Source organism: Hansschlegelia beijingensis (genome assembly GCF_014196425.1).
In the GTDB taxonomy this organism is placed as follows: Bacteria; Pseudomonadota; Alphaproteobacteria; order Rhizobiales; family Methylopilaceae; genus Methylopila; species Methylopila beijingensis.
Genome location: NZ_JACIDR010000003.1, coordinates 478,398 through 503,768 on the forward strand (window position 1 = coordinate 478,398; position 25,371 = coordinate 503,768).

The following is a 25,371-nucleotide window of genomic DNA, read 5'->3' on the forward strand; positions in this document are numbered from 1 at the left end:
GCGTCAGTAGATGCTGAACGGGAAATATCTGGCGTTGATCCGCTCGTAGGTTCCGTCGGCCCGGATCTGCGCGAGCGCCCCGTCGATCATCGCCTTGAGGTCGGCGTCCTGCTTGCGCAGGGCCGCCCCGACGCCCTCGCCGAAATAGGCCGGGTCCGCGAGGTCGTGGCCGATGACCTGGCAGCAATCGCCGTCCCCGGCGTTCTTGAGCCACGGCAGCATGACCAGCTTGTCGGCGAGCACCGCGTCGAGCCGGCCGGCGGAGAGGTCCAGATTGGCCTCCTCCTGGGTCGCGTAGAGCTTCACCTTGGCGCCGGCGGGCGCATAGACCTCCTCGAGATAGCGCGCGTTCACGGTGCCGCTCTTGGCGCCGAGCGTCCTGCCCGCGAGCGCCCTGGGCGAGGAATCCATCAGCCCGCTCGTCTTGTCGGCCACGAAAAGGGCCGGCGAGGCGTAGTAGCGCTCCGAGAAGGCGACCACCTTCCTGCGCTCGGCCGTGATCGACATCGAGGCGAAGACGACGTCGAACTTGCCCGCGAGCAGCGCCGGGATCAGGCCTTCCCAGTCCTGCGCGACGAATTCGCAGCTCACCTTGGCGGCGGCGCAGACCGCGCGGGCGACGTCGACATCGAAGCCTTCGAGCTGATTGTCCGCGTTCAGCATGTTGAACGGCGGATAGGCGCCCTCGGAGGCGATCCGGATCCGGGTCCACTGCTTCGCCTGCGCGTCGTCCCAGGAGAGCGTCGCCGCCGCGACCGCGAGGCCGAGCAGGAGGCGGCGCAGGGATTTGGGGGCCATGGCTCGTCTCCGCCTGCTCGCCCGTCCGAACGTTCCACCGGCCGCCGAGGCCCGCATCGCGCGTTACGTCCCGAGCGCGCGCGCTTGCGCCCGCGCGAGATCGTCCGGCGTGTCGACGTCGAGAAAGGCGTTCGGGTCGGTGAAGTCCACCGGCGCCGCCGCCAGCATTTCGAGCGCGCGCTTCGGCGACCGCACGCCGTCCGCGAGCGACAACGTCAGCCGCTCGCGCGCGGCGAGCGGCCACAGCGCATGCAGCGGCTCGACGCCGTTCGGACCCATTGCGACGGCGGCGCCGTCGGCCGCGGCCGCGGCGAGGCGGGCGACGAGGTCATGCGGCGGGAAGGGGCCGTCTCCGGGGATCGTGGCGAGATGGCTGACGCCCGGCAGCGCGGCCGCCCATGCGAGGCCGGCGAGCACGCCGGCGAGCGGCCCGCCAGGACCGTTTGCGGCGTCGGGCAGCACCGGCAGGCCGAAGCTCGCGAAGCGCTCGGGATCGCCGTTCGCCGACAGCGCCAGCAGTCCGACCTGCGGCGCGAAGCGGTCGAGCGCATGCGCCAGGATCGGCCGCCCGGCGAGCTCCAGCAGCGCCTTGTCGCCGCCGCCCATGCGCGAGGCGAGGCCGCCCATCAGAACCAGGCCGGCGATAGTCATGAGGATCGGCTCCTTCGAGTGGCCCGGCCGGCCGCGACCGCGAATCCGCGTCGTTCAGGCTAGCCGCTGGGAGCCCTGCGCCCAAAGCCCCGCCATGGGAGGTCCCGTGGCGGCATGCGACGTTTGACCTCGGGGGCCGGGAAGGTCCATAGCGCGGCGGACAAGATGGAGTGCGCGATGGCTGCGACTGAAGACGACATCCGGCGGGCCCTTGCTGCGGTGCCCGCGCCTGACGGCGCGACGAGCCTCGCGGAGTCGCCCTCGCTGTCGAGCATCGCGCTGATGCCGGGTGGTCGCGTGATCTTCTCGATCGAGACCACGCCCGAGCAGGCCGCCGGCGCCGAGAGCATCCGGCGCGCCGCCGAAGCGGCGGTGCGGGCGCTTCCGGGCGTGTCGGACGTTCTGGTCGCGCTCACCGCCGAGCGCGCGCCCGGCAGCGCGCCTGCGCCCCGGCCGCAGCCGCCGTCGATGAGCCGCGCGCCGCGCCCCGCCGCGCCCGGCGCGGAGACGCCCGCGCGTCCAGCGGGCGACACGCGCGGCGCCGGAATTCCGGGCGTCCGTCACATCGTGGCCGTCGCCTCCGGCAAGGGCGGCGTCGGCAAGTCGACGACCGCCGCCAATCTCGCGCTCGCGCTCAAGGCGCAGGGCCTGCGCGTCGGCCTGATGGACGCCGACGTCTACGGCCCCTCCGTGCCCACCCTGTTCTCGCTGCATGCGCGGCCGCAGGTCGAGAACCGGATGATGCAGCCGCTCGAGGCCCACGGCCTGAAGATCATGTCGATCGGCTTCCTGGTCGACGCCGGCACGGCGATGATCTGGCGCGGGCCGATGGTGATGTCGGCGCTGACCCAGATGCTGACCGAGGTCGCCTGGGGCGAGCTCGACGTGCTGATCGTCGACATGCCGCCCGGCACCGGCGACGCGCAGCTCACCATGGCGCAGCGGGTGAAGCTTTCCGGCGCGGTGATCGTCTCGACCCCGCAGGATCTGGCGCTCGCGGACGCGAGGCGCGGCGTCGCCATGTTCCGCAAGGTCGACGTGCCGATCCTCGGGCTCGTCGAGAACATGAGCTACTACAACTGCCCGAACTGCGGCCACCACGCCCATCTGTTCGGCCATGGCGGGGCGCGCGCCGAGGCGCAGGCGATGGGGACGCCGTTCCTCGGCGAGGTCCCGCTCGCGCTCGACATCCGCGAGACCTCCGACGCCGGCGCTCCGATCGTCGCCTCCTCGCCGAACTCGGAATACGCCGCCGCCTATGGCCGCATCGCCGAGGCGCTCTGGGCGCGACTGTCGACCGGCGCACCCGGCCGCGCGGCCCCGAGGATCGTCATCGAACGTTAGGCCCGGCGGAGGCGGGTCCGTCCCGCCCCGCACTGTCTGGACTTATTCAAAGTCGACGCCGGAGCAGAAAAACGCCAAGGATCAAAGGCCCTTAGGGGCCGATTGACTTCCCCTCGGAGCAGGTTCTCCGTGGCCCCCGACGCGGCGTGCGCCGGGGCAGGGGAGACAGGCGGATGACTAGCAGATGGATCGCGGCGCTCGCGGGGGCGGGCCTCAGCGCGCTTGCGATGACGGCCGCGTTCGCCGATGCGCCGGCCCCGAAGGACGTGGTGAAGACCTACGCGGACATCGCCCTGGCGATGTATGGCGACTCGGTCACGACCGCGAAGGCGCTCGACGCCAAGGTCGACGCCTTCCTCGCCAATCCGACCGACGAGACGCTCGCCGAAGCCCGGAAGGCCTGGATCGCGGCCCGGGCGCCGTACCAGCAGACCGAGGGCTACCGCTTCGGCAACAAGGCCGTCGACGACCTCGAGGGCGCGGTCAACGCCTGGCCGCTCGACGAGGGGCTGATCGACTATGTCGACGCCAGCTATGGCGAGACGTCCGACGAGAACCCGTACTACCGGCTCAACGTCATCGCGAACCCCAAGTTCAAGATCGGCCGCAAGACCGTCGACGCCTCCAGGATCGACAAGAAGCTGCTGGCCTCGCTGAACGAGGCCGGCGAGGTCGAGTCCAATGTCGCGGCCGGCTACCACGCGATCGAGTTCCTGCTGTGGGGCCAGGACCTGAACGGGACGGGCCCGGGCGCCGGGAACCGTCCGGCGACCGACTACGTCCAAGGCGCCGGCTGCACGCATGACAATTGCGACCGCCGCGCCGCCTATCTCAAGGCGGCGAGCGACCTTCTGGTCGACGACCTGACCGCGATGGAGAAGCTCTGGGGGCCGAAGGGCAAGGCCCGCGCCGCGCTGATGAAGAAGAAGGGCGCGGCCGCGCTGGCGCCGATCTTCACCGGCCTCGGCAGCCTGTCCTATGGCGAGCTCGCGGGCGAGCGCATGAAGCTCGGCCTCATCCTCCACGATCCGGAGGAGGAGCACGACTGCTTCTCGGACAACACCCACAACTCGCACTTCTATGACATCCTCGGCATGACCGAGATCTGGCGGGGCAAGTACACCCGTCTTGACGGCACGGTGGTCGAGGGCCCCTCGCCGAAGGCTTACGCCGAAGCCAAGGCGCCCGAAGAGGCGAAGAAGCTCGACGCGCTGTTCGACGAGACGCTCGCCCGGGCCCAGGCGATGAAGGACAAGGGCGACGGCGGCATGGCCTATGACCAGATGATCGGCGAGGGCAACGCCGAGGGGAACAAGCTGGTGCAGGAGGTGATCGACGCCCTCGTCGCGCAGACCCGCGGCATCGAGGCCGTGGTGGCGAAGCTCGGCGTGAAGATCACCGTCGAGGGCTCCGACAGCCTCGACAGCCCCGAGAAGGTGACGCAGTAAGCGTCTTCGATCGGTCCGGGGCATGCTCCCGGACCGGTCCTCCGGGCCGCCCGCGCCGCGGCCCATCCGGACGTCCCCCATGCCGAACGCTCTCTCCCGCAGGATGCTGCTCGGCGGCGGCCTCGCCGTCGCCGGGGCGGCGCTCGTCTCCGCCCGCGGCTTCGCGCGCGCTCCTGCGGCGCTGCCGGAGAGGGCCGAAGCGGCCGCTTCCGGCGAGGTGAAGCTTTCGCTGGTCGCCTCCGAAATGCAGGCGCGGCTGCTCGGCCCGGAGGGTCCCGCGACCCCGGTCTGGAGCTATGGCGAGACGCCGTTCCGGCTGGTGCGCATCCGCCAGGGGCAGACGCTCTCGATCGACTTCGAGAACCGGCTGCCGGAGCACACCTCGATCCACTGGCACGGGCTGAGAATCCCGAACGACCAGGACGGCGTGCCCTACGTCACCCAGCAGCCGGTGCGGCCCGGCGAGCGCCACGCCTACCGCTTCACCCCGCCCGACACCGGCACCTTCTGGTTCCATCCGCATTGCGACACCGTCGCCCAGCTTGGCCGCGGGCTCGCGGGCGTGATGATCGTCGAGGGCGACGAGAGCCGGCCCTACGACGCCGACCTCGCGCTCGTGCTGAAGGACTGGCGGCTCGACCCGAAGACCGGCGGCTATCTGCCGTTCGCCACGCGGCGCGGCGAGCTGCGCGCGGGCACCTTCGGCACGGTCCGGACCGCCAACGCGGAGGTCGCGCCGCGGCTGGAGATCCCGGCCGGCGGCGACGTGCGGCTCAGGCTGCTGAACCTGGACTCGACGCGCGTCGGCAGCGTCGGCTTCGAGGGCATGGAGGCGGCCGTGATCGCGATCGACGGCAATCCGATCGCGCCCTTTCCGCTGAGCGAGTGGCGGCTCGGGCCGGCGATGCGGCTCGACGTCGTGGTGCGGGCCCCGGCCGAAGGCGCCGAGGGGCGGCTGATCGACTTCTTCGCCGCGGAGCCGGTGAGGCTCGCGACCTTCGTGGGGACGGGCGCGGCCCAGCCGAAGCGGGATTTCGACCCGGCGCCGCTGACCCGCAGCGCGATCCCCGAGCCGCGGCGGAAGGGCGCCGGCCGGCTGCGGCTCGCCTTCGCGACCGCTTCGGGCGGCAAGGCCGCGCTCACGGTCGATGACGATGACCCCCTGTCTCAGGCGCTGCTCGACAGCCTGTGCGCCGCGAGCGGCGTCAACTGGAGCATCAACGGCCAGGCCTGGCCGGGTGGGGACCATTCCCGCCTGCCGCCGCCGCTGTTCACGCTGCAGGCAGGGCGCTCCTACGTCGCGGAGCTGACGAACGAGACCCCGCACGTGCATCCGGTTCATCTGCACGGCGCGACCTTCAAGGTGGTGAAGTCGACGCGCGCCGACCTGCCGGTCCACTTCGCCGACACCGTGCTGCTCACGCCCAAGGACCGCGTCACGATCGCCTTCGTCGCGCCCGAGCCCGGCGCCTGGATGGTGCACTGCCACCTCTTGGAACACCAGGACAGCGGCATGATGGGCTATGTGAGGGTGGCGTGACGGCGCCCCCGGAGGCCGCGTCGCCCCCCGGCGCGCGGACGCGTCTTCTCCGCCTGGCCCTGCTCTCCCTGCTCGTCGGCGCCCTGACGGCGACGGCGGGCCTCGCGGCGACCGACGGGCTGGACGTCGCGATCGGCAAGGCGGTGTTCGACCGCATGTGGGTGCGGGCTCCGTCCTCGACCCGACACGCCGACGGGCTCGGGCCGCTGTTCGCGGCGCGCTCCTGCGCGAGCTGCCACGCCGGCGGCGGCCGCACCACCTTCCGCCTCGGCCGCGACGATCCGGCGGCCCATCCCGGCCTCGTGGTCCGGCTGGGCGACGCCTCCGGCGCGGGCGACGCCCTCTACGGCCAGGAGCTTCAGCCGGAAGGGCTCGGGGACGTCCCCGGGGAGGGCCGTCCCGCGGTGCGCTTCGCGGCCGCCGCGGCCGGCTTCCCGCCGCGGCCCGAATGGCGGGTCGAACGCTGGGGCTATGGCGCGCCCTCCGCAGGCCTGCGGCTCTCGCCGCGCGTCGCGCCGGCGCTCGACGGGCTCGGCCTGCTGGCGCGCGTGCCGGACGCCGAGATCCTGTCGCGCGAAGATCCGGACGACCGCGACGGCGACGGCGTCTCCGGCCGCGCCAACCGCGTCGGCGGCGGGATCGGCCGCTTCGGCTGGAAGGCCGCGGAGCCAACGCTGGAGGCGCAGGCCGCGCTCGCCTTCTCGCTCGATCTCGGCCTGTCCACGGCGTTCCGGCCCGACGGCGCGGGCGATTGCACCGCCGCGCAGGCGGCGTGCCGCGCCGCGCCCCACGGCGCCGCGACCGGCGAACCCGAGGTGGCGCCGGCCCTGATGGCGAGCCTGATGGCCTTTCTGGAAGCCCGGCCTGCGCCCCCGGCCGCGAAGACAGGCGGCCGCGGCGCGGTCCTGTTCGCCTCGGTCGGTTGCGCCGCCTGCCACGCGCCGGCGCTGAAGCTCGCGGGCGGCGGCGTCGCCGCGGCCTATACGGACCTGCTGCTGCACGACATGGGAGACGGGCTCGACGACGGCATGGGCGAGGCGGGCGCGGCCGGCGCGGAGTGGCGCACCGCGCCGCTCTGGGGTCTGTCGCGGGCGCTCGCGCAGGGCTCCGGCTTGCTCCATGACGGCCGCGCCGCCAACGTGCCCGCGGCGGTCGCCTGGCACGCCGGGGAGGCGGCCGGCGCCCGGGCGCGCTTCGACGCGCTCTCCGCCGGCGACCGCAAGGCGCTGGTCGATTTCGTGAACGGCCTCTGATCTGGACAGGATGCTCGCCATGCGGCTGCGGCTCGCCCTCATCGCCCTTCTGATCGGCGCCGCTCCTGCGCTCGCCGGGCCGCCCGCGCCGGGTCCGCTCGCCTCCGCCATGATCGAGAGCTACCTCCTGCCGCGATACGAGGCGTTCGGCCGCGCCACGGCGGAGCAGGCGCGGGCCTGGAAAGACGCCTGCCAGGACGGCGACTTCTCCGCGGATCTTGAGACGCTGCGCGAGCGCTTCCAGGTCGCTGCGGACGGCTGGGCCGCCGTCGAGCACGTCACGATCGGCCCGGCGAGCGTCGGCCTGCGCGCCGACCGGATCTATTTCGGGCCGGACCGGCGCAACGCCGTCGCCAAGGCTCTCGGCGAACTGGAGGCGAAGGCCAGCGAAGGCGACGTCGCCGAGGAGGCGGTCCAGCGCCTGAGCGTCGCCGGTCAGGGCTTTCCGGCGCTCGAGCGGCTGCTCTACGAGACCGACAAGGCGACGCCGCAGGCGCGCTGCCGGGCTGGCGTCGCGATATCCCGCAATCTCGCGATGATCGCCGAAGAGATCCTCTCCGGATGGCGGGCCGCGGACGGACCGCTGGCGCGGCTGAAGCGCGGCGAGGGCGACCCGGTGCATTTCGCAGATCCGGCGCAGGCGGCCGCCCGGCTGATGACCGACCTCGCGGGCGGCTTCCAGCGCGTCAACGACATGAAGCTGTTTCCGGTGCTGGGGAGCGCGCCCGACATGGCGCGCCCGAAGGCCGCGGAGGGCTGGCGCTCCGGCCGCTCGGCGCGGGCGATCAGGGCAGCGGTGGCCAGTCTCGCCGCGCAGGCGCGGATCTTCGCCGCGGCCGCGCCGAAGGATGTCGCGGCCGCCGTCGACAAGGACCTCGCCGCCGCCGAGGCGGCTGTCGCGAAGCTGCCGGACGATCTCGGGCAGGCCGCCGAGGACCCGAAGCGCCGCCCGGCGATGGAGGCCGCGATCGCCGCGCTGAAGACTGCGCAGAACGACCTCGCGAAGAGCATCGCGCCGGCGCTTGGCGTCCCGCTCGGCTTCAACGCGCTCGACGGGGACTGAGGCGATGCACCTGACGCGCCGGGCGATCATCGGCGGGGCGGCCGCCGCCTCGCTTGCGGCCGTGGCTCCGAAGCCGCTGCGGTCGGCGGGCCTCGAGCCGCGCCTGCTCGGCTCGGCGATGGACGCCACAGGAGGGTTCCGGGTCGGGCTGCTCGACGGCGCGCTGGACGGGTCCGGCGGCGCCCCGGTCCCGGTGCGGCTGCACGCGCTGTCGCCCCGCCCGGACGGCCGCGAGGCGGTCGCGGTCGGCAGGCGGCCGGGCGACGTGTCCTTCGTGCTCGACGGCGAGGGGCGGCGCCTGCGCGGCAGCTTCCGCGCAAGCCCCGGCCGGCGATTCTCCGGTCATGGCGCCTATGCGGAGGGCGGCCGGACTTTCCTCTCCGCCGAGATCGACGCAGCAACGGGCGAAGGCTTCGTGGTGGTCCGCGACGTCCGCGAAGGCTATGCGCCCAGAGGCGAGCTCCGCTCCGGCGGGGTCGGGCCGCATGAGGTCATATCCGCCGGCGGCCTGATCGCGGTCGCGAACGGCGCGAAGGAGCCCAAGAGCGAGCCCGGCGTCGCGGCGCTCGGGACGACGCGCGCCCGCTCGAACCTCGCGCTGGTGCGGCCGGAGAGCGGAGCGCTCGAGACGGTGGCGGAGGTCGACGAGGACTTCGCCACGCTTTCGCTGCGTCATCTGGCGCTCACGCCCGACGGCGGCGTGCTGGTCGCGGCGCAGGACACCGCGGCCGGAGCCCATGATCGTCCGCTGGTGGCGCGGCTCGACGGCGCGCGGCTCCGATGGCTCGACGCCGGCTATGCGGTGAACGCCTGCATCGGCGGCTCCGTCGGCTCGCTCGCGATCGACCGCTCCGGCCGCTTCCTCGCAGCCTCGGGGCCGAGAGGCGGCGTGGTGGTGGTCTACGATCTCGCGGTCGAGGACGCCGTCGGGGTGGTGACGATCCCGGATTGCTGCGGGCTCGCGGCCGAGCCGGAGCCCGGCAGGTTCATCGCGAGCAACGGGCTGGGCGAGGTGGTCCGCATCGCGGCCGACGAGGACGGCGCGGCCATCGTCGCCCGGCGCATCGGCGCGCTGCGCTGGGATAACCATCTCGCGACCTTGCCGCAGTCCGCGCCCGGATGAACGCGCGCCGGCTTGCGGCTGCGGTCGAGGCTGCTATCTAGCCGGTCCTACGCTTGTTTTCCGCGTAAGTTCTGGTCCGGGAGCAGCCATGCCGGATGGCATTGTCGACGCGCGCCACGCCGGCGCCAGGGAGCTCACGCCGCCGCCCGCGCAGCCGGACGGCTTTCCGGACAGGCTCGCGCTGTTTCTCGACCTCGACGGCACGGTTCTCGATCTCGCGCCGACGCCGGACGCCGTGTGGATCGCGCCCGAGACGGTGGCGGCGATCGACCGGCTCGCGGAGCGGCTGGGCGGCGCGCTCGCGGTGATCACCGGCCGGGCGCTCGACGACGCCGACCAGATCCTGGCGCCACTGCGGCTTCCGACCGCCGCGCTGCACGGCGCGGAGCTGCGCCGGAGCGGCGGCAGCCGCGTGGCGGCGGCCGGCGAGCCGCCCTCCGAGCGGCTGAGGGCCGCGCTGACGGCCTTCGCGGACGCCCGTCCGGGCCTGATGCTCGAAGACAAGGGCCAGAGCGTCGCGCTGCATTACCGGGCGGTCCCGGAGCTCGAGGACGAGGTGCGGGCGCGCGTCTCCGAACTCGTCGCCCAGTTCGCGCCGGACCACGAGCTTCAGCCCGGCAAGATGGTCGTGGAGATCCGCCCGCATGGCTGCGACAAGGGCGGCGCGGTGCGCGCGCTGATGAGCGAGCCGCCTTTCGCGGGCAGGATCCCGCTGGTTCTGGGCGACGACCTCACCGACGAGTTCGCCTTCGAGGCCGCCGTCGGCCTCGGCGGCGGCGCGATCCTGATCGGCGCCGCCGATCGCCCCACCGCGGCCGCGCACGTCCTGCGCGATCCGGAGGCGGCGCGCCGCTGGCTGGCCGAGCTCGCCCGCGCCTGACGGCGCCGCCGCGCTGCAATAATTGCCCTTTGCTCAATCCTTAGGCGCCGCGTGGGCGACGGCCCGCGCGTGACCGCTACGGCGCGCCCGAGGCGGGGCTGGCATGGCGCTTGCTCGATCATGATCGTGCAGAGCGTCTAGGGTTCCGGCCGTCATAGCGGCGGCGCTGGTCCGAGAGACGCACTTTCCGCGGCCTCAGAGCGGGAAGACACGGCGGGGCAAAAGCCCGGGAGGTCACTGCACGGGTTCGCCGCCGCGAACCGACCTCCACGCTTGCGGCGAACTCCCCTGGAAACGACGCGGCCGAGACGCCGCACGACCGAGGAGCAGCCATGCTGCGCAAACTGACCGCCGCGCTCGCCCTTTCGCTCATGGCCTTCGCCGCGCCGGCCGAGGCCGCGCCGAAGAAGAGCTTCAACGTCGCCTGGACGATCTATGTCGGCTGGATGCCGTGGCAGTACGCCGCCGAGAACGGCATCGTCAAAAAGTGGGCCGACAAATACGGCATCGACATCAAGTTCACGCAGCTCAACGACTACGTGGAGTCGATCAACCAGTTCACCGCCGGCAAGTTCGACGCGGTCGGGCTGACCAACATGGACGGACTGACGATCCCGGCCGCCGGCGGCGTCGACACCACGCTGCTGATCGTGGGCGACTTCTCGAACGGCAATGACGGCATCGTCTCCAAGACCGCCAAGTCGATCCCGGACCTGAAGGGCGAGAGCATCAACCTCGTCGAGCTTTCCGTGTCGCACTACCTGCTGGCGCGCGCCCTCGACATGTCCGGCATGAGCGAGCAGGACGTGAAGGTCGTCAACACCTCCGACGCCGACATCGCCAGCGCCTACAAGTCGCCGGACGTCACGCATGTCGTGACCTGGAACCCGATGCTGGCCGAGGTGAAGGCCGAGCCCGGCACGACCGAGCTGTTCGACAGCTCCAAGATTCCCGGCGAGATCATCGACTGCCTCGCCGTCAACACCGAGACGCTCAAGGACAACCCGGACTTCGGCAAGGCGCTCACGGGGATCTGGTACGAGACCCTGGCGCTGATGTCGGGCGACGGCGACAAGGCCCGCGAGGCCAAGACCGCGATGGCCAAGGCCTCCGGCACGGACCTCGCCGGCTTCGAGGCGCAGCTGCGCGGCACCAGGCTGTTCTCCGATCCGGCCGAGGCGGTCGCGCTCATCCAGAGCCCCGACGTCGTGAAGACCATGGAGCTCGTCCGCACCTTCTCGTTCGACCACGGCCTGCTCGGCGAAGGCGCCAAGTCGAAGGACGTCGTCGGGATCGGCTTCCCGGGCGGCAAGACCCTGGGCGACGCGAACAACGTGAAGCTGCGCTTCGACTCGACCTACGCGAAGATGGCGGCCGACGGAAAGCTTTGAGCGGAGACGCTCCCCGCGCCCGATCCGGACGGCGCCTCGCGCCGCCCGGGACGACTTCCCCGCGTCATCCCGCGCGGCTTTGATGAGGTGTGTATGCGTCGCGCGATGAATGTCCGTCCGGGCGCGGGGGCCCGGCTCCTGCTCGCCCTGCTGCCCTTCGCGCTGCTCGCGGCCGTCTATGTCCTGGGCTCGGCCGAGCGGCGCGCCGCGAACCCGAACGACAAGCTGCTGCCGCCGATCTCCGAGATGGCCGCCACGGTGGGGCGCCTGGCCACCGAGCAGGACCGCCGCACCGGCGAGATCACCATGGTGGCCGACACCGCCTCGAGCCTCCGACGGCTCGCGATCGGGCTCGGATGCGCGACCCTGATCGGCCTGACGCTCGGCGTCGCGATCGGCGCGCTGCCGGTGGTCACGGCCGCCGGCGGCCCGCTGGTCGCCGTCATATCCATGATCCCGCCGATGGCGGTGCTGCCGATCCTGTTCATCGTCTTCGGGCTCGGCGAACTGTCGAAGGTGGTGCTCATCATCGTGGGCGTCGCGCCGCCGATCGTGCGCGACGTCACGCTCGCCGTGCAGGCGATCCCGAGCGAGCAGCTCGTGAAGGCCCAGACGCTCGGCGCCTCGAGCTGGACGGCGGTGCTCAGGGTGGTGCTGCCGCAGATCACGCCGCGGCTCATCGAGACCGTCCGGCTGCAGCTCGGCCCGGCCTTCCTGTTCCTGATCGCCGCCGAGGCGATCGCCTCGGATTCCGGCCTCGGCTACCGGATCTTCCTGGTGCGCCGCTACCTCGCGATGGACGTCATCCTGCCTTACGTGGCCTGGATCACGCTGATCGCCTTCGTGATGGACTTCGGGCTCGCGCGGCTGGCGCGCTCGGCCTTTCCCTGGGCCTATGCGGAAGAGCGGCGATGAGCGCGATCACGGTCGAGAACGTCTGGGTCGAGTATGGCGACCAGATCGTGCTCGAGAACCTCAATCTCGAGGTCGCGTCCGGCGCCTTCCTGGCGATCGTCGGCCCCTCAGGCTGCGGCAAGAGCACCTTCCTGCGCATGGTTCTGGGGCAGGAGCGGCCGACCCGCGGCCGGATGCTGATCGACGGCGAGCCGCTTCCCGACGAGCCGGGGCCTGATCGCGGGGTCGTGTTCCAGCGCTATTCGGTGTTCCCGCACCTCACGGTCCTGGGGAACGTGCTGCTCGCCTACGAGCTCGGCAGATCCCGGGTCTTCGGCCGCCTGTTCGGGGCGGCGCGGCGCGAGGCGCGCGACAAGGCGGAGGCGCTGATCGCGCGGGTCGGGCTCTCCGCCCATCGCGACAAGCATCCGAGCGCGCTTTCGGGCGGCATGCAGCAGCGCCTCGCGATCGCGCAGGCGCTGGCCAAGAACCCGAAGGTCCTGCTGCTCGACGAGCCGTTCGGCGCGCTCGATCCCGGCACCCGGGCGCAGATGCACGCACTGATCAAGCCGCTGTGGGCGAAGCTCGGCATGACGGTCGTCATGGTGACGCACGACCTCAAGGAGGCCTTCAGCCTCGGCACCCGCGTGATCGCCTTCGACAAGGTGCGGCACGATCCCCAGGCGCCCGGGCGCTACGGCGCGCGCGTCACCTACGATCTCGATCTGACCCGCGAGGGGCCGGTGCCGGTGCTGGGCGCCGTCAAGCCCGACATCGGGGCGCCGTGGAGCGTCCGCGTCGTGGCGGCGGGCTAGAGAAAGCTCGCCACCGGCGCCTCGCCGAGGGCGTGCTCCATGAATTCGAGCCCGTGACGGATCTTGTCGCGGCTCGCCGGCCCGCCGAGACAGACGCGCACCGCCTCCTCGGGCGCGCCGCCGGCCGTGAACGCGTCGCTCGCCACCATGCCGAGGCCCGTCGGCCGCATCTGGTCGACGAAGGCCGCGCGGGTCCAGGGCTTGGGCAGCGTGACCCAGAGGTTGAAGCTCAGCGGATCGGCCCGGAACGAGCCCGCCGGCAGGATCTCGGCCGCCAGCGCCTGCCGGGCCATCGTCTCGCGCCGGATGAAGCGCAGGATGGTGTCGGCGGTGCCGTCCTCGATCCAGCGGGTGGCGAGCGCGACCGTGAGCGGCGACGCCATCACGTTCGCGGCCTTCAGGGCCGCCGCGAAGGGAAAGCCGGCGCGCGCGGTCGGCAGCACCACATAGGCCGCCCTGAGCCCGGCCCCGATGCATTTGGCCAGGCCCGCTATGTGCCAGGTCAGGTCCGGCGCGAGCGCCGCGAAGGGCGAGATCTTGGCGGTCGGCACGAAGCCATAGGCGTCGTCCTCGACGATCGGCAGCGAGAAGCTGCGGGCGATCGCGGCGAGCTCGGCGCGCCGATCCTCCGGGATCGTCAGCGTCGTCGGGTTCTGCAGCGTGGGGTTGAGGTAGAGCGCCTTCGGGGCGAGCCGCTCGCACGCCTCCGTCAGCGCCTCCGGCGTCACCCCGTGCTCGTCCATCGGCAGGCCGGCGAGCCGCAGGCCGAGCTGCGCCGCGATGGCGCGGGCGCCCGGATAGGTGATCGCCTCGCACAGCACGACGTCCGATCGACGGGCCAGAACCCCGAAGACGCCCAGCAGCGCCGCATGCGCCCCGGGCGTGACGAACACGCGGTCCTGGGTAGGCACCAGCGCGCGCCGGCCGAGCCAGGCGGTCGCGGCGTCCTTGTCCGCGGGCGCGCCGCCGAACGGGTGGTAGCGCAGCAGCGAGACGAGATCGCGGCCGACCTCCGCCATGCCCTCCTGCATGCGGGCGACAAGCGCCGGGTCGTCGATCTCCGGTGGCAGGTTCATCGAGAGGTCGACGAGTTCCGGCCGCGAGGAGCGCGGCGCCGGCGCGGCTGACGGGCGGCCGACCACGAAGGTGCCCTGGCCGACGCGCGACTCCACGAGGCCGCGCTTGCGCGCCTCCACATAGCCGCGCGCGACGGTGGTGAAGTCGATCGTCAGCCTGCCGGCGAGCGTGCGCTGCGGGGGAAGCCGGTCTCCGACCGACAGGCGGCCCGTCTCGATGTCGCGCGCGACGGCGTCGGCGATCGCCAGGTAGCGGGGCTTTCCGCTGGCGGCCAGGTCGGGCGTCCAGTCGTGCATCTGCCTCTCCTGCGGCGGCTAATTGACTGTATATTGTTGCAGAGCCGGCTTGTCACCTTCTTGATCTCGATCGGGTCGCTTTGCGAAGACTTGCTGATGCTGTCGGTTTGAGCGGGCGCCGCCCAGCGTTTCGGCAGTCATGCGCGACAATTGAATGCATTTTGACTGCAAATAAGACGGGATAGCTGGCGCGCCGTGCAGGCCGGTCGCTGGCACGTCGTTTGCTGATCTTCCTCCGTCGTCGGCGATCCCGCCGCGTGGAGGAGAGGCGCTCATGCCAGCCGTGACCAAGGCCGCCCATAAGAAGGGCGATTTCTTCGTCGACTACGAGGACAAGAAGTTCGAGGACGTGAAGGCGCTGCCGGGCGAGAAGGCGCTCGTCACCTTCCACACCGTCGCGTTCGAGGGCTCGATCGGCCTGGTCAACCTGCTGCAGGCCACGCGGCTGCTGCGCAAGGGCTTCGAGACCTCGGTGCTGCTCTACGGCCCCGGCGTGACGCTCGGCGTGCAGCGCGGCTTCCCGACGCTCGGCGACGAGGCCTTTCCGGGCCACCTGAACTTCAACAACCAGATCACCAAGTTCATGAGCGAAGGCGGCAAGGTCTACGCCTGCCGGTTCGCGCTGCAGGCGCTCTACGGCCATGGCGAGCCCTCGCTGATCGAGGGCATCACGCCGATCAGCCCGCTCGACGTGCTCGACCTCGTGCTTCTCCACCGGCGCGACAACGCCTTCATCCTGGACAGCTGGACGCTCTGAGCGTCCGCGGCGCGCCGGGGAGGCGGGCATGGCGGAGAAGCGCATCGTACGGGCCGCGGCGGTCCAGATCGCGCCGGACCTCGAACAGCCCGGCGGCACGCTCGATCGCGTGCTGGCGGCGCTCGCCGAGGCGGCCGGCAAGGGGGCGGAGTTCGTCGTCTTCCCCGAGACCTTCGTGCCCTGGTACCCGTATTTCTCCTTCGTGCGCCCGCCGGTCGCGATCGGGGCCGAGCATCTGCGGCTCTATGACGAGGCGCCGGTCGTGCCCGGCCCCGTCACGGACGCGGTCTCGGCCGCGGCGCGCCGGCACGGCGCGGTGGTCGTGCTCGGCGTCAACGAGCGCGACCACGGCTCGCTCTACAACGCCCAGCTGATCTTCGACGCCGACGGCGCGCTGAAGCTCAAGCGCCGCAAGATCACGCCGACCTATCACGAGCGGATGATCTGGGGGCAGGGCGACGGCGCCGGCCTCAGGGTCGTGGACACGAGGGTCGGCCGGGTCGGCGCGCTGGCCTGCTGGGAGCACTACAACCCGCTCGCCCGCTACGCCCTGATGGCGCAGCACGAGGAGATCCACGCCGCGCAGTTTCCGGGCTCGATGGTCGGGCCGATCTTCGCCGACCAGATGGAGGTGACGATCCGTCACCACGCGCTCGAGAGCGCCTGCTTCGTGGTCAACGCCACCGGCTGGCTGACCGACGAGCAGCGCGCCGCGATCTCGCCCGACGAGGGCCTGCGCAAGGCGCTCACCGGCGGTTGCATGACCGCGATCGTGTCGCCCGAAGGCGCGCATCTGGCCCCGCCGCTGACCGCCGGCGAGGGGATCCTGATCGCCGATCTCGACCTCGCGCTCGTCACCAAGCGCAAGCGGATGATGGATTCGGTCGGCCATTACGCCCGCCCCGAACTGCTCAGCGTGACGCTCGACGACCGGCCGCAGGCGCCGGTGCGCCGCCCGCATTCCTCACCCGCATCCGGGAGGACGCACGATGAAGCCGATGCCCCCCAAGGCTCCGATCCCGGTGAGGACGGAGGAGCTGATCAACGCGTTGCAGTCCTCAGGAGTGCGGCTGGTCGACCCTAGCGCGGGGGCGGACAGCCGCCGCGGCGGCGCCGGACCTTCGGACCACAAGGCGATCACCATCGACGGCATGACCGTGATGGCGCCGGTCCACACCGCGCCGGCCTTCGACAGCCCCTATCTGGTCGAGAAGCCGGACGCCTTCGGGCGCTCCCGGCTGACGCGCGACGGCAAGGTCATCGCCGACGTGTCGTTCCCGCTCCGGCCGCGCTTCTACGAGCTCAGCACCGCCGACGGCGTCGAATACTGGAAGATCGCGACCCTGCACGGCCGCGACGTGCTGGCGACGACCGTGCTGCAGAGCTGCGTGCGCTACCAGAGCCGCGCCAAGACCTGCCAGTTTTGCGCGATCGGCGAGTCGCTCGCCGCCGGCCGCACCGTGGAGCGCAAGACCCCGGCGCAGCTCGCCGAGGTGGCTGAGGCCGCGGTGCGGCTCGACGGCGTGCGGCACATGGTGATGACCACCGGCACTCCGCCCGGCAAGGACCGCGGCGCGGCCATTCTGGCCGAGAGCGCCGCGGCCGTGAGGGCGGCGGTCGACCTGCCGATCCAGGCGCAGTGCGAGCCGCCGAACGACGACGCCTGGTTCGGACGCCTCAGGGAGGCCGGCGTGGACGCGCTCGGCATGCATCTCGAGGCGGTCACGCCCGAGGTGCGGGCCCGGATCATGCCCGGCAAGGCGCAGGTCTCGCTCGAACGCTATGACGCCGCCTTCGCGGCGGCCGTGCCGGTGTTCGGGCGCGGGCAGGTCTCGACCTACATCCTCGCGGGCCTCGGCGACGCCCCGGAGGCGATCCTGGCGACCTGCGAGCGGCTGATCGGGCTCGGCGTCTATCCCTTCGTGGTGCCGTTCGTCCCGATCTCCGGCACGCCGCTCGAGCGTCACCCGACGCCCTCGGCCGACTTCATGGACGCCATCCTGCGGCCGCTCGCCCGGATGCTGGTCGCGGGCGGCCTGAAGGCCACGGACGTCAAGGCCGGCTGCGCCAAATGCGGCGCCTGCTCGGCGCTCTCCACCTATGAAAGGGCGCTGGCGTCATGATCTTCGAGCCCGTCCGCCCCTTCGTGCCCGGCGGCTACCAGATCAAGTGGGCGACCGATCCGTGGGAGGTCGCCGGCGCGATGGCGCTGCGGCGCGACGTGTTCTGCGCCGAGCAGGGGCTGTTCGACGCCTCCGACCGCGACGCGATCGACGACGTCGCGACGCCGATCGTGGCGCTGTCGTCCTTCGTGGTCGCGACCGACGCGGTGGTCGGCACGGTGCGCATCCACGAGGAGGCGCCGGGGGTCTGGTGGGGCTCCCGGCTCGCAGTCGCGCAGTCGCACCGGCGGGTCGGCGCGCTCGGCGCCTCGCTGATCCGGCTTGCGGTGTCGTCCGCGCACGCCCGCGGCTGCACGCGCTTCCTCGCCCATGTGCAGGCGCAGAACGGCCCGCTGTTCCGCCGCCTGCGGTGGCGGACGCTGGAGGAGATCGAGCTGCGCGGCCACCCGCATCTCAAGATGGAGGCGGACCTCGCCTTCTATCCCCCCTTCGAGACGCCGCAGATCGGCTTCCTGGCGCTGACCCGGCGGGCCGCCTGATGATCCCCGAAGGCGCGCTCGAGCGGATCGCGGAGCGGCTGCGGGGCAGCCGGGCCTTCGCGGCCAAGGCCGACATCGCCGCGACCGCGGCGCGGCTCGGGCTCGACGGCGCCTCCGCCATTCCGGTCGGCGACGACTGCGCCGCGATCCCCGACGGCGAGGGCTTCCTGCTGCTCGCCCAGGAGGGCTTTCTGGACGCCTTCGTCGACCAGGACCCCTGGTTCGCGGGCTGGTGCGGCGTGATGGTCAACGTCTCGGACGTCGCCGCCATGGGCGGCCGGCCGATCGCGGTGGTTGACGCGCTGTGGGCCGACGGCGACGCCTCGGCCGCCCCGGTGCTGGACGGGCTGCGGGCGGCCTCGGAGCGTTTCGGCGTGCCGGTGGTGGGCGGCCACGCGAATCTCTCCTCGGACGCGCGCCGGCTTTCGGTCGCGATCCTTGGCCGCGCCCGGCGCCTTCTCACGAGTTTCGACGCGGCCCCGGGGGACCGGCTGGTCGCCGCGATCGACCTGCGTGGGCGCTACCGCGAACCGTTCTCGAACTGGGAGGCCGCGACCGCGGCGCCCGCGCCGCGGCTGCGCGGCGATCTGGAGCTGCTGCCCGAGATCGCCGAGGCGGGGCTTTCGCGGGCCGCCAAGGACGTCAGCCAAGCGGGCGTTGTGGGCACCGCCGCGATGCTCGCGGAGTGTTCAGGGGTCGGGGTCGAGATCGATCTCGACGCGCTGCCGAAGCCGGAAGGCGCGAAGCTCGAGCGGTGGCTGCTGAGCTTTCCGAGCTTCGGCTATCTGCTCGCGGTGCGGCCGCCGGACGTCGCGGCCGTGACGGCGCGCTTCCATGCGCGCGGGATCGCGGCCGCCGATTGCGGCCAGATCAGCGAGGGCGGGCTGGTCTCCGTCGCGTCAGGCGGGGCGCGCGCCACGGTCTGGGATCTCGCTCAAAAACCTCTGATCGGCTGCGCGCCGCGGCGGGTGACGGCATGAGGGCTCCTCTCCGGATCGCGATCCTGTGCCACTCCACCAATCCGCGCGGCGGCGTCGTCCATGCGCTGGAGCTCGGCGACGCGCTGGCGCGGCTCGGTCACGCGCCGACGGTGCTCGCGCCAGCCGGCGCCGGGTTCTTCCGCAAGACGCTGTGCGAGACGGTCGTCATTCCCGCGCGGAGCTTTTCGGGCGGCGTGCTCGAGATGGCGGAAGCGCGCATCGCCGACTACCTCGCCTGGTTCGACGTTCCGTCGCTCCGGGGCTTCGACCTCTTCCACGCCCAGGACAGCATCTCGGGCAACGCCCTCGCGACCCTCAAGGAGCAGGGCGCGATCGACCGCTTCGCCCGCACCGTGCACCATGTCGACGCCTTCTCCAGCCCTGCGCTCGAGGCGCTGCAGCGCCGCGCGATCGTCTCGGCGGACGTCCATTTCGCGGTGAGCGAGACCTGGCGCGCGCAGCTGTCCGGCACGCATGGCCTGAAGCCGGTCGTGGTCGGCAACGGCGTCGACGCCGACCGCTTCAGTCCCATCGCCGACGGGCGCGAGGCGGCGTTGCGCGCGCGGCTCGGCCTCGGGTCCGGCCCGGTGGTGCTGTCGGTCGGCGGGGTCGAGAGCCGCAAGAACAGCCGTCGGATCCTCGCCGCGTTCCGCCAGCTCGCGCTCATGCTGCCGGGCGCGCAGCTGGTGATCGCCGGCGGGGTCTCGCTGCTCGATCATTCCGAATACCGCTGCGCCTTCGCGCAGGAGCGCGCCGAGGCCGGCCTGCCGCCCGACGCCGTCGTGCTCGCCGGCTTCGTTCCGGACGCCGACATGCCCGCGCTCTACCGCGTGGCGGACGTGCTGGCCTTCCCGTCGCTCGTCGAGGGCTTCGGCCTCGCGGCGCTCGAGGCGCTCGCCTCCGGCCTGCCGGTCGTGGCGTCACGGATCGCGCCGTTCACCGAATATCTCGGCGACAGCGACGTCGCCTGGTGCGACCCGCTGAACGAGGCCTCGATCGCCAACGCGTTGATGGCCGCGCTCGCCGAGCCGCTGCGCTCGCGGCTTGCGGCGCGAGGCCCCGCAGTGGCCGCAAGCCGCGGCTGGGGCGCGGTCGCGGCCGCGCACCTTCCCGCCTATCGCCGGCTCGCGGAGCTCGCCCATGCCTGAGATGCGCTTCGTGATCCGCTGGCCCGACGGCGCGTCCGAGACCTGCTACTCGCCCTCGCTGGTCATCAAGGACTTCTTCCGCGTCGGAGAGGCCTACCCGGTCGAGGCGTTCGCGGCCTCGGCGCGCGAGGCGCTGACCATCGCGAGCGACCGCGTCGCCGCCCGCTACGGCTTTCCATGTTCGCGCGCGCTCGGCCAGTTGGCGCGGATCGAGAGCGTCGCAGCCCGCTTCCGCGCCCAGCCGGACGCGCATGTCTTCGTCCAAGCCTTCGAGGAGTGAGGCCATGACCTCCCACGCAGCAGGCGAACATCGCTCCGTCGTCATCGTCGGCGGCGGCCAGGCGGGCCTTTCGGTCAGCGCGCATCTCTCGAAGCGCGGCGTCGACCACGTCGTGTTCGAGAAGCACCGGATCGGCCATGCCTGGCGCACCCAGCGCTGGGACGCCTTCTGCCTGGTGACGCCGAACTGGCAATGCCGGCTGCCGGACTTCCCTTACCAGGGCGACGAGCCCAGGGGCTTCATGAGCAGGGACGAGATCGTGGCCTATGTGGAGGCCTTCGCCCGACATGTCGGCGCGCCGGTGCGCGAAGGCGTCGCGGTCGAGCGGATCGCCCCGCATGCGCGGCGCGGATTCGAGGTCGCCACCAGCGAGGGCGTGGTGACCGCGGACGCGGTGGTGCTGGCGGTCAGCGGCTACCACAAGCCGAAGATCCCGGCGCTGGCGCAGACGCTCGATCCGGCGATCGTCCAGATCCACTCCTCCGAATACAGCAATCCCGACCAGCCGCCGCCCGGCGCCGTGCTGGTGGTCGGCTCCGGCCAGTCCGGCTGCCAGATCGCCGAGGACCTGCACCTCGCCGGCCGCAAGGTGCATCTCGCCGTCGGCTCCGCCCCCCGCTGCCCGCGCGTCTATCGCGGGCGGGACGCGGTCGAGTGGCTGGATGAGCTCGGGCAGTACGACCTGCCGGTCGAGCGCCACCCGAAGAAGGAGGGCGTCCGGCGCCAGGCGAACCACTATCTGACCGGCCGCGACGGCGGCCGCGACATCGACCTCCGGCGGTTCGCGCTGGAGGGGATGCGGCTGCATGGCCGGCTGGTGGGCGGCGAGGGCGGGCGCATCGCGTTCGGCCCCGACCTCGCCCGCAATCTCGACGCCGCCGACGCGGTCTATAACGGCATCTGCGACCTGATCGACCGGCACATTGCCGAGACCGGGGTCTCGGCGCCCGGGGGAGATCGCTACGCGCCGGTCTGGCGGCCGGCGGAAGGAGAGGGCGGGGGCGCGATCGATCTCGCGCAGGTGGGCATCGCCAGCGTCGTCTGGGCGACGGGATTCTCCGCCGACTGGTCGTTCGTGGACCTGCCGTTTCTCGACCCCGAGGGCTATCCGGCGCATCGCCGCGGCGTGACCTCCGTCGACGGCCTCTACGTCGTGGGGCTTCCCTGGCTGCACACTTGGGGCTCCGGACGGTTCGTGGGCGTCGGCGCCGACGCCGCCCATCTGGCGGAGGCGATCGGGGACAGGCTGGCCCGAAACGCGCCGCAGCCGCTCGCCGCCGCGATCTGAACGGCCGTCCAGCGACCCCGCGCCGCAGGCTCAGCCGCCACTGGAACGCCGGCCTGTTTCGGCGCAGAGTCGCGGCGCGCCCGCACCCCGGGGCGCTTCCTGGAGAAACCTGCCCGATGTCCTACGCTGCGCTGCTGAGCAAGATCGTTTCGCAGGGCAACGGGACGTCGAGGCGCAAGCAGCGCCTCAAGTCCGCCATGCGCGAGGCGGCCCAGGACAGAAGCTTCGAGATCGCCGAGCGGGGCAGCCGATCGGCCGGCGGGGACTGGTTCGTCTGCCGCCTCGCCGAGATGAAGCTCGACATCGGCGACGTCGGCCATGTGAAGGCGCTCCGGGACGCGGGCCACAAGATCTTCAAGAGCCAGGACGGGCAGGGGGTGCTGGCGCGCGCCCTCATCATGGAGGGCAGGACCCAGGAGGCCGAGAAGATCATCCTCGACCTCGTCCTGCGCAACCAGTCGCCGGACCCGCTGCGCCTGCTGCGTCTGCTGCCGCCGGAGCCGACCCTGCTCGACAAGGCCTGCGCCGCCTTCCAGCGCAGTGAGCGCACGAGCTACCGCAAGGCGATCCAGGCGTCGCATCTCGTCGAGGTCGCGGTCGCGACCGGCGACGTCGAGCGCGGCCTGGAGATCACCAACCAGGCGCTGCGCTGGCTGGACGGCGCGAAGCCCGAGCGCGTGACCTATTCGGAGCCCGACCGGCTGGAGGATCTCGACAAGGCGCTCGCGGACTTCCACGAGCTGATGAAGGGCGTCGGCGAGTTCTTCCTGATCAGCGGCACGCTGCTCGGGATCAAGCGTGAGAACAGCCTTCTCGAGTTCGACAAGGACATCGACGTCGGCGTGTTCGATCCCGCCGTGGTGGAGCGCCTGGCGCAGGCCGTCGGCTCATCCTTCGCGTTCGCGCCGGACATCTCCTCGAACATCGACGGCTTCAAGGTGAAGCACCGCAACGGCGTGTTGGTGGACGTGTTCCTGCACCACGTCGAGGGCGACTCCGTCTGGCACGGCGGCCCGGCCCATGTCTGGGACAACAGCAAGTGGTGGAGCCGCGACGAGGAGAAGTTCGAAACGGTCACCTATAAGGGGCGCGACTATCTCGCGCCGGCGGATTGGGACAAATACCTCACCGAGAACTACGGCGACTGGCGCTCGCCCGTCCGCCAGTACAACGCGTCGCTCGAGGCGCCGAACCGGCGCCTGCGGGACGCGGGGCTGGCGCGGCTCTACTCACGGCAGAACTTCGTCAAATACTACCACCGCGCGGACTTCCAGATGCTGCTGCGCGCAATGGCGGCCTATGAGGCGGCGTTCGGGGCCGACGCCTTCCTGCTGAACGCCAAGCGCGTCATGCTGGCGGACTCCCGCGAGGACGCCCATCCGTTCGCGGCCACGCCGCGCCCGCGCCTGCTGGCCGACACCTGAGGAAAAAAGGCCGAAAGGCGCGGCCGCGGCCGCGCCTGAAGCCGCGTTGGCGGGAGGGCGAAGCGCTCCCGCGGCGCGCCTACGGCTTCAGAACCGGCGGCTGGGCCGCGTCGAGCTTGATGCGCTCCATCGCGTGGGCGACCGCCGCGTCATGGCCGATCAGCTCCCGCAGCGCGTCCCACACCTTGAACAGCTGGGTGCGCTTGCCCGCAAAATAGTAGTCGTGCAGCCTGGTGAAGAAATACCAGATCATGTGCTCATTGTCCTGAATGATCATGTTCGGCGTATCGACGAACGTCTCGAATTCAGGCTGCGGAATCGACCAGCTGTCGCCGTAGTTCTCGATCAGGTATTGATCCGGATTGGTCGGGATCTTGAACGTTCCGCCAAGGAACTCGACGTCCTGGAGCTCGAAGTCGGAGTTCCACCACCGGGTCTTCTGGCCTTGGTGGTAGATCTTGCCATCCTCGCGCCAGTGCAGGAAGACGTCGAGCATCACGCCATTGGCGTGCTCGACCTGCACGAGGTGGTCGGTGGTGAGCGCGCGGACCTTGAAGCGGCCGCTCGCCGCGAGCGTCTGGCGGATCGTCTCCGGCGGCACGTCGGTGAGCACGCCGACGTCGATGTCCTTGTCGTAGCTGAGGATGGTCCCCTCGCGCACGCAGCCGAGCAGCGTGCCGCTGATCAGGAAGAACTCGATGCCGAGCGAGCCGAGGTCGGCGCGAAGGTCGAGCAGCGAGGTCAGCGCCTGCCGCGTCCAGTCCTCCTTGATCTGCTGTTCGCGCTCGCCGTAGCGCACGATCTGCAGGCCCGCCAGGAAACGCTGGCGGGCGGCGAAGATCGCGCGGTCGAGCAGGCCGAGGTCGCGGCAGGCGACCGAGTAATGCAGCAGCGCGTGACGCGCGCGATGGCCGGCGTAGGAAAAGTGCGGGGCGAGGAACAGGAACATCTGTTCGAGCGCCTCCGGCGTCTTCACCGCCCGCCGCAGCGTCAGCATCTCGTCATAGTTCGGAACGACGCCGCGCAGCGTGTCGAACAGCAGCCGCAGCGCGTCATCGTGCCGGCCGCAGGCGTTCATCGCCTCGGCGCGCATCAGGCACAGCTGGCGGAACTCGCGCGACGTCTTCTTGTCGAGCGGCAGCGCCATGATGGCGTCGGTGCAGGCGTCGATGCAGCCGGCGGCGTCGCCCGCGAAGGCGAGCAGCTGGGCCTTGCGCTGCCGCGTCTTGAACGAAACGCCGTTGAAGCCCTCGATCCAGTTCAGCAGCTCAAGCGCCTCGCGCCCCCGCCCGAGATTGGCGAGCGCGTTCACCTTCCACATCCGGATGGCTTGCAGCTGCGTGTTCGCCGCATGGATCGAGCTGACGAACAGCGAGAGAGTGTCCGCCGCGGCGATCAGGTCCGCGTCGCGCTTCTCCTCGGCGAACTTCGCGCATTCGCCGTAGACCTTGGCGATCGCCTCGGCCGTCGCGCGGCGGTCGCGCGGAGGCAGGATCCGCGAGTCCGGGGCGATCTCGACCTCTAGCGCGGCCCCGATGCTCATCGATCTGCGTCCTTGTTGATGCTGAGGGGTCGTCCAAGGACGCCCGGAAGGCGCGGCGCGTCGCCCCGCGGACGAACCCGGATGGTACCCGGAAGGCCTCGCGCGCCGCAAGGCGGAGCGCCGGTGCGGGCCGGGCCCCCGCGAATTCGGGCGCCGCCCGCCGACGTACAAATAACTGTCATGTCGGAAGGCTAGGATGGCGTCATGGAGAAGAGACAGAAACAGGAAAGAAACGGCATGAAGAGCGCGATCCAGCTCGAGCGTCAGTGGGGCTCCGCGATGGAGACGGAGCACGAGACCGGCGAAGTGCTCGCCGCCATGACCGAGCCGGTCGAGGCGGCGGACGTCCTGGAGACGCTGGTGGCCGAGCTCAAGCGGGCCGGGATCTGGGGCCGCCTCGGCGAGATCTCATGGGCGCGCGACACCCGCGACGGGCTGCTGCTCCAGTGGGTGCCGGCGCACTGACGATTATTCCAGCCACAACCTGATGTCGCCGGTGGCGGGGTCTGCGAAGTGACGGATCACATGGCTTCCGAGATCGCCCTCCGTCATGAGGACCGCCGGCTTCTGGAAGTAGTATCGGTTGTAGGGCCGGATGCTGGAGCGTTCGGCGCCGATCCTGACCTCGAGGTCGTAGAGCCCCTTTTCGGGGAAGGCGGTCATGACCGGGACCGACAGCTCGCCGTGGAACGGCAGCGCGTCGGTGTATTGGCGGT

At 71.6% G+C, this 25,371-nt stretch carries 25 protein-coding genes and 1 riboswitch; of the genes, 20 read left to right on the plus strand and 5 right to left on the minus strand.

The annotated features are described in order from the left end of the window. Window positions 1–3: 3 nt before the first annotated feature. Window positions 4–798, minus strand: coding sequence for a transporter substrate-binding domain-containing protein (locus GGR24_RS12305; protein ID WP_183395640.1), 795 nt, complete (start codon window positions 796–798; stop codon window positions 4–6). Window positions 799–861: 63 nt separating this feature from the next. Further along, a complete protein-coding gene (gene mobA / locus GGR24_RS12310) occupies window positions 862–1,449 on the minus strand; it encodes a molybdenum cofactor guanylyltransferase MobA (protein WP_183395641.1) in 588 nt (195 codons plus the stop codon). 177 nt (window positions 1,450–1,626) lie between these two features. On the opposite strand from mobA, the gene GGR24_RS12315 reads away from it, so the two are divergent. From GGR24_RS12315 to GGR24_RS12360, 10 genes are all read left to right on the plus strand, one after another. Then, the gene (locus tag GGR24_RS12315; protein ID WP_183395642.1) at window positions 1,627–2,793 is read left to right on the plus strand and encodes an Mrp/NBP35 family ATP-binding protein; all 1,167 of its coding nucleotides are present in this window, start codon (window positions 1,627–1,629) and stop codon (window positions 2,791–2,793) included. Between the two features lie 173 nt (window positions 2,794–2,966). Then, complete coding sequence (locus GGR24_RS12320; RefSeq protein ID WP_183395643.1) at window positions 2,967–4,241, plus strand: imelysin family protein; 1,275 nt, start codon at window positions 2,967–2,969, stop codon at window positions 4,239–4,241. 79 nt (window positions 4,242–4,320) lie between these two features. Further along, complete coding sequence (locus GGR24_RS12325; protein ID WP_183395644.1) at window positions 4,321–5,781, plus strand: multicopper oxidase family protein; 1,461 nt, start codon at window positions 4,321–4,323, stop codon at window positions 5,779–5,781. Next, the gene (locus GGR24_RS12330; protein ID WP_183395645.1) at window positions 5,778–7,034 is read left to right on the plus strand and encodes a di-heme oxidoredictase family protein; all 1,257 of its coding nucleotides are present in this window, start codon (window positions 5,778–5,780) and stop codon (window positions 7,032–7,034) included. The genes GGR24_RS12325 and GGR24_RS12330 overlap by 4 nt, the downstream gene beginning before the upstream one ends. A gap of 19 nt (window positions 7,035–7,053) precedes the next feature. Further along, window positions 7,054–8,097, plus strand: coding sequence for an imelysin family protein (locus GGR24_RS12335; RefSeq protein ID WP_183395646.1), 1,044 nt, complete (start codon window positions 7,054–7,056; stop codon window positions 8,095–8,097). A gap of 4 nt (window positions 8,098–8,101) precedes the next feature. Next, a complete protein-coding gene (locus tag GGR24_RS12340) occupies window positions 8,102–9,220 on the plus strand; it encodes a DUF1513 domain-containing protein (RefSeq protein ID WP_183395647.1) in 1,119 nt (372 codons plus the stop codon). An 88-nt stretch (window positions 9,221–9,308) separates the two neighbouring features. Beyond that, on the plus strand, window positions 9,309–10,100 hold the full coding sequence (gene otsB, locus GGR24_RS12345) for a trehalose-phosphatase (protein WP_183395648.1): 792 nt from the start codon (window positions 9,309–9,311) through the stop codon (window positions 10,098–10,100). Window positions 10,101–10,226: 126 nt separating this feature from the next. Beyond that, window positions 10,227–10,335: riboswitch (guanidine-I (ykkC/yxkD leader) on the plus strand. A gap of 97 nt (window positions 10,336–10,432) precedes the next feature. After that, entirely contained in the window at window positions 10,433–11,491 is a 1,059-nt protein-coding gene (locus tag GGR24_RS12350) for a putative urea ABC transporter substrate-binding protein (RefSeq protein WP_183395649.1), read from the plus strand. Between the two features lie 93 nt (window positions 11,492–11,584). Beyond that, window positions 11,585–12,406: an ABC transporter permease gene (locus tag GGR24_RS12355; protein WP_183395650.1), complete on the plus strand. Its 822-nt coding sequence runs from the start codon at window positions 11,585–11,587 to the stop codon at window positions 12,404–12,406. Next, on the plus strand, window positions 12,403–13,200 hold the full coding sequence (locus GGR24_RS12360; protein WP_183395651.1) for an ABC transporter ATP-binding protein: 798 nt from the start codon (window positions 12,403–12,405) through the stop codon (window positions 13,198–13,200). The genes GGR24_RS12355 and GGR24_RS12360 overlap by 4 nt, the downstream gene beginning before the upstream one ends. On the opposite strand, the gene GGR24_RS12365 is transcribed toward GGR24_RS12360, so the two are convergent. Then, window positions 13,197–14,573 carry an aminotransferase-like domain-containing protein gene (locus GGR24_RS12365; protein WP_183395652.1) on the minus strand — a complete coding sequence of 459 codons (1,377 nt, stop codon included), beginning with the start codon at window positions 14,571–14,573 and terminating at the stop codon, window positions 13,197–13,199. The two genes, GGR24_RS12360 and GGR24_RS12365, sit on opposite strands and share 4 nt — an antisense overlap. Window positions 14,574–14,847: 274 nt before the next feature. Between GGR24_RS12365 and GGR24_RS12370 the strand changes: the two genes are divergently transcribed. The 9 genes from GGR24_RS12370 (at window position 14,848) to GGR24_RS12410 (ending at window position 23,112) form a co-directional block, all read left to right on the plus strand. Next, on the plus strand, window positions 14,848–15,330 hold the full coding sequence (locus tag GGR24_RS12370) for an MSMEG_0572/Sll0783 family nitrogen starvation response protein (RefSeq protein ID WP_183395653.1): 483 nt from the start codon (window positions 14,848–14,850) through the stop codon (window positions 15,328–15,330). A gap of 28 nt (window positions 15,331–15,358) precedes the next feature. Beyond that, window positions 15,359–16,414, plus strand: coding sequence for a Nit6803 family nitrilase (locus tag GGR24_RS12375; protein ID WP_183395654.1), 1,056 nt, complete (start codon window positions 15,359–15,361; stop codon window positions 16,412–16,414). Further along, window positions 16,320–17,453, plus strand: coding sequence for an MSMEG_0568 family radical SAM protein (locus GGR24_RS12380; RefSeq protein WP_428978227.1), 1,134 nt, complete (start codon window positions 16,320–16,322; stop codon window positions 17,451–17,453). Before GGR24_RS12375 ends, GGR24_RS12380 begins: the two co-directional genes overlap by 95 nt. Continuing rightward, a complete protein-coding gene (locus GGR24_RS12385) occupies window positions 17,450–17,992 on the plus strand; it encodes an MSMEG_0567/Sll0786 family nitrogen starvation N-acetyltransferase (protein WP_183395655.1) in 543 nt (180 codons plus the stop codon). Before GGR24_RS12380 ends, GGR24_RS12385 begins: the two co-directional genes overlap by 4 nt. After that, the gene (locus GGR24_RS12390; RefSeq protein WP_183395656.1) at window positions 17,992–18,972 is read left to right on the plus strand and encodes a sll0787 family AIR synthase-like protein; all 981 of its coding nucleotides are present in this window, start codon (window positions 17,992–17,994) and stop codon (window positions 18,970–18,972) included. Before GGR24_RS12385 ends, GGR24_RS12390 begins: the two co-directional genes overlap by 1 nt. Beyond that, window positions 18,969–20,120 (plus strand): MSMEG_0565 family glycosyltransferase, encoded by a 1,152-nt coding sequence (locus GGR24_RS12395; RefSeq protein ID WP_183395657.1) that lies wholly within the window; start codon window positions 18,969–18,971, stop codon window positions 20,118–20,120. Before GGR24_RS12390 ends, GGR24_RS12395 begins: the two co-directional genes overlap by 4 nt. Next, window positions 20,113–20,400 (plus strand): MSMEG_0570 family nitrogen starvation response protein, encoded by a 288-nt coding sequence (locus tag GGR24_RS12400; RefSeq protein WP_183395658.1) that lies wholly within the window; start codon window positions 20,113–20,115, stop codon window positions 20,398–20,400. Before GGR24_RS12395 ends, GGR24_RS12400 begins: the two co-directional genes overlap by 8 nt. A 4-nt stretch (window positions 20,401–20,404) precedes the next feature. After that, window positions 20,405–21,688, plus strand: coding sequence for an MSMEG_0569 family flavin-dependent oxidoreductase (locus GGR24_RS12405; RefSeq protein ID WP_183395659.1), 1,284 nt, complete (start codon window positions 20,405–20,407; stop codon window positions 21,686–21,688). 116 nt (window positions 21,689–21,804) lie between these two features. After that, window positions 21,805–23,112 carry a LicD family protein gene (locus tag GGR24_RS12410; RefSeq protein WP_183395660.1) on the plus strand — a complete coding sequence of 436 codons (1,308 nt, stop codon included), beginning with the start codon at window positions 21,805–21,807 and terminating at the stop codon, window positions 23,110–23,112. A 79-nt stretch (window positions 23,113–23,191) separates the two neighbouring features. Here GGR24_RS12410 and GGR24_RS12415 read toward each other — a convergent pair whose 3' ends face one another. Beyond that, on the minus strand, window positions 23,192–24,655 hold the full coding sequence (locus GGR24_RS12415; RefSeq protein ID WP_183395661.1) for a LicD family protein: 1,464 nt from the start codon (window positions 24,653–24,655) through the stop codon (window positions 23,192–23,194). A gap of 237 nt (window positions 24,656–24,892) precedes the next feature. On the opposite strand from GGR24_RS12415, the gene GGR24_RS12420 reads away from it, so the two are divergent. Then, entirely contained in the window at window positions 24,893–25,120 is a 228-nt protein-coding gene (locus GGR24_RS12420) for a hypothetical protein (protein WP_183395662.1), read from the plus strand. Window positions 25,121–25,123: 3 nt separating this feature from the next. On the opposite strand, the gene GGR24_RS12425 is transcribed toward GGR24_RS12420, so the two are convergent. Continuing rightward, window positions 25,124–25,371 (minus strand): hypothetical protein (locus tag GGR24_RS12425; RefSeq protein WP_183395663.1); only part of this gene is annotated, 248 nt, incomplete at its 5' end.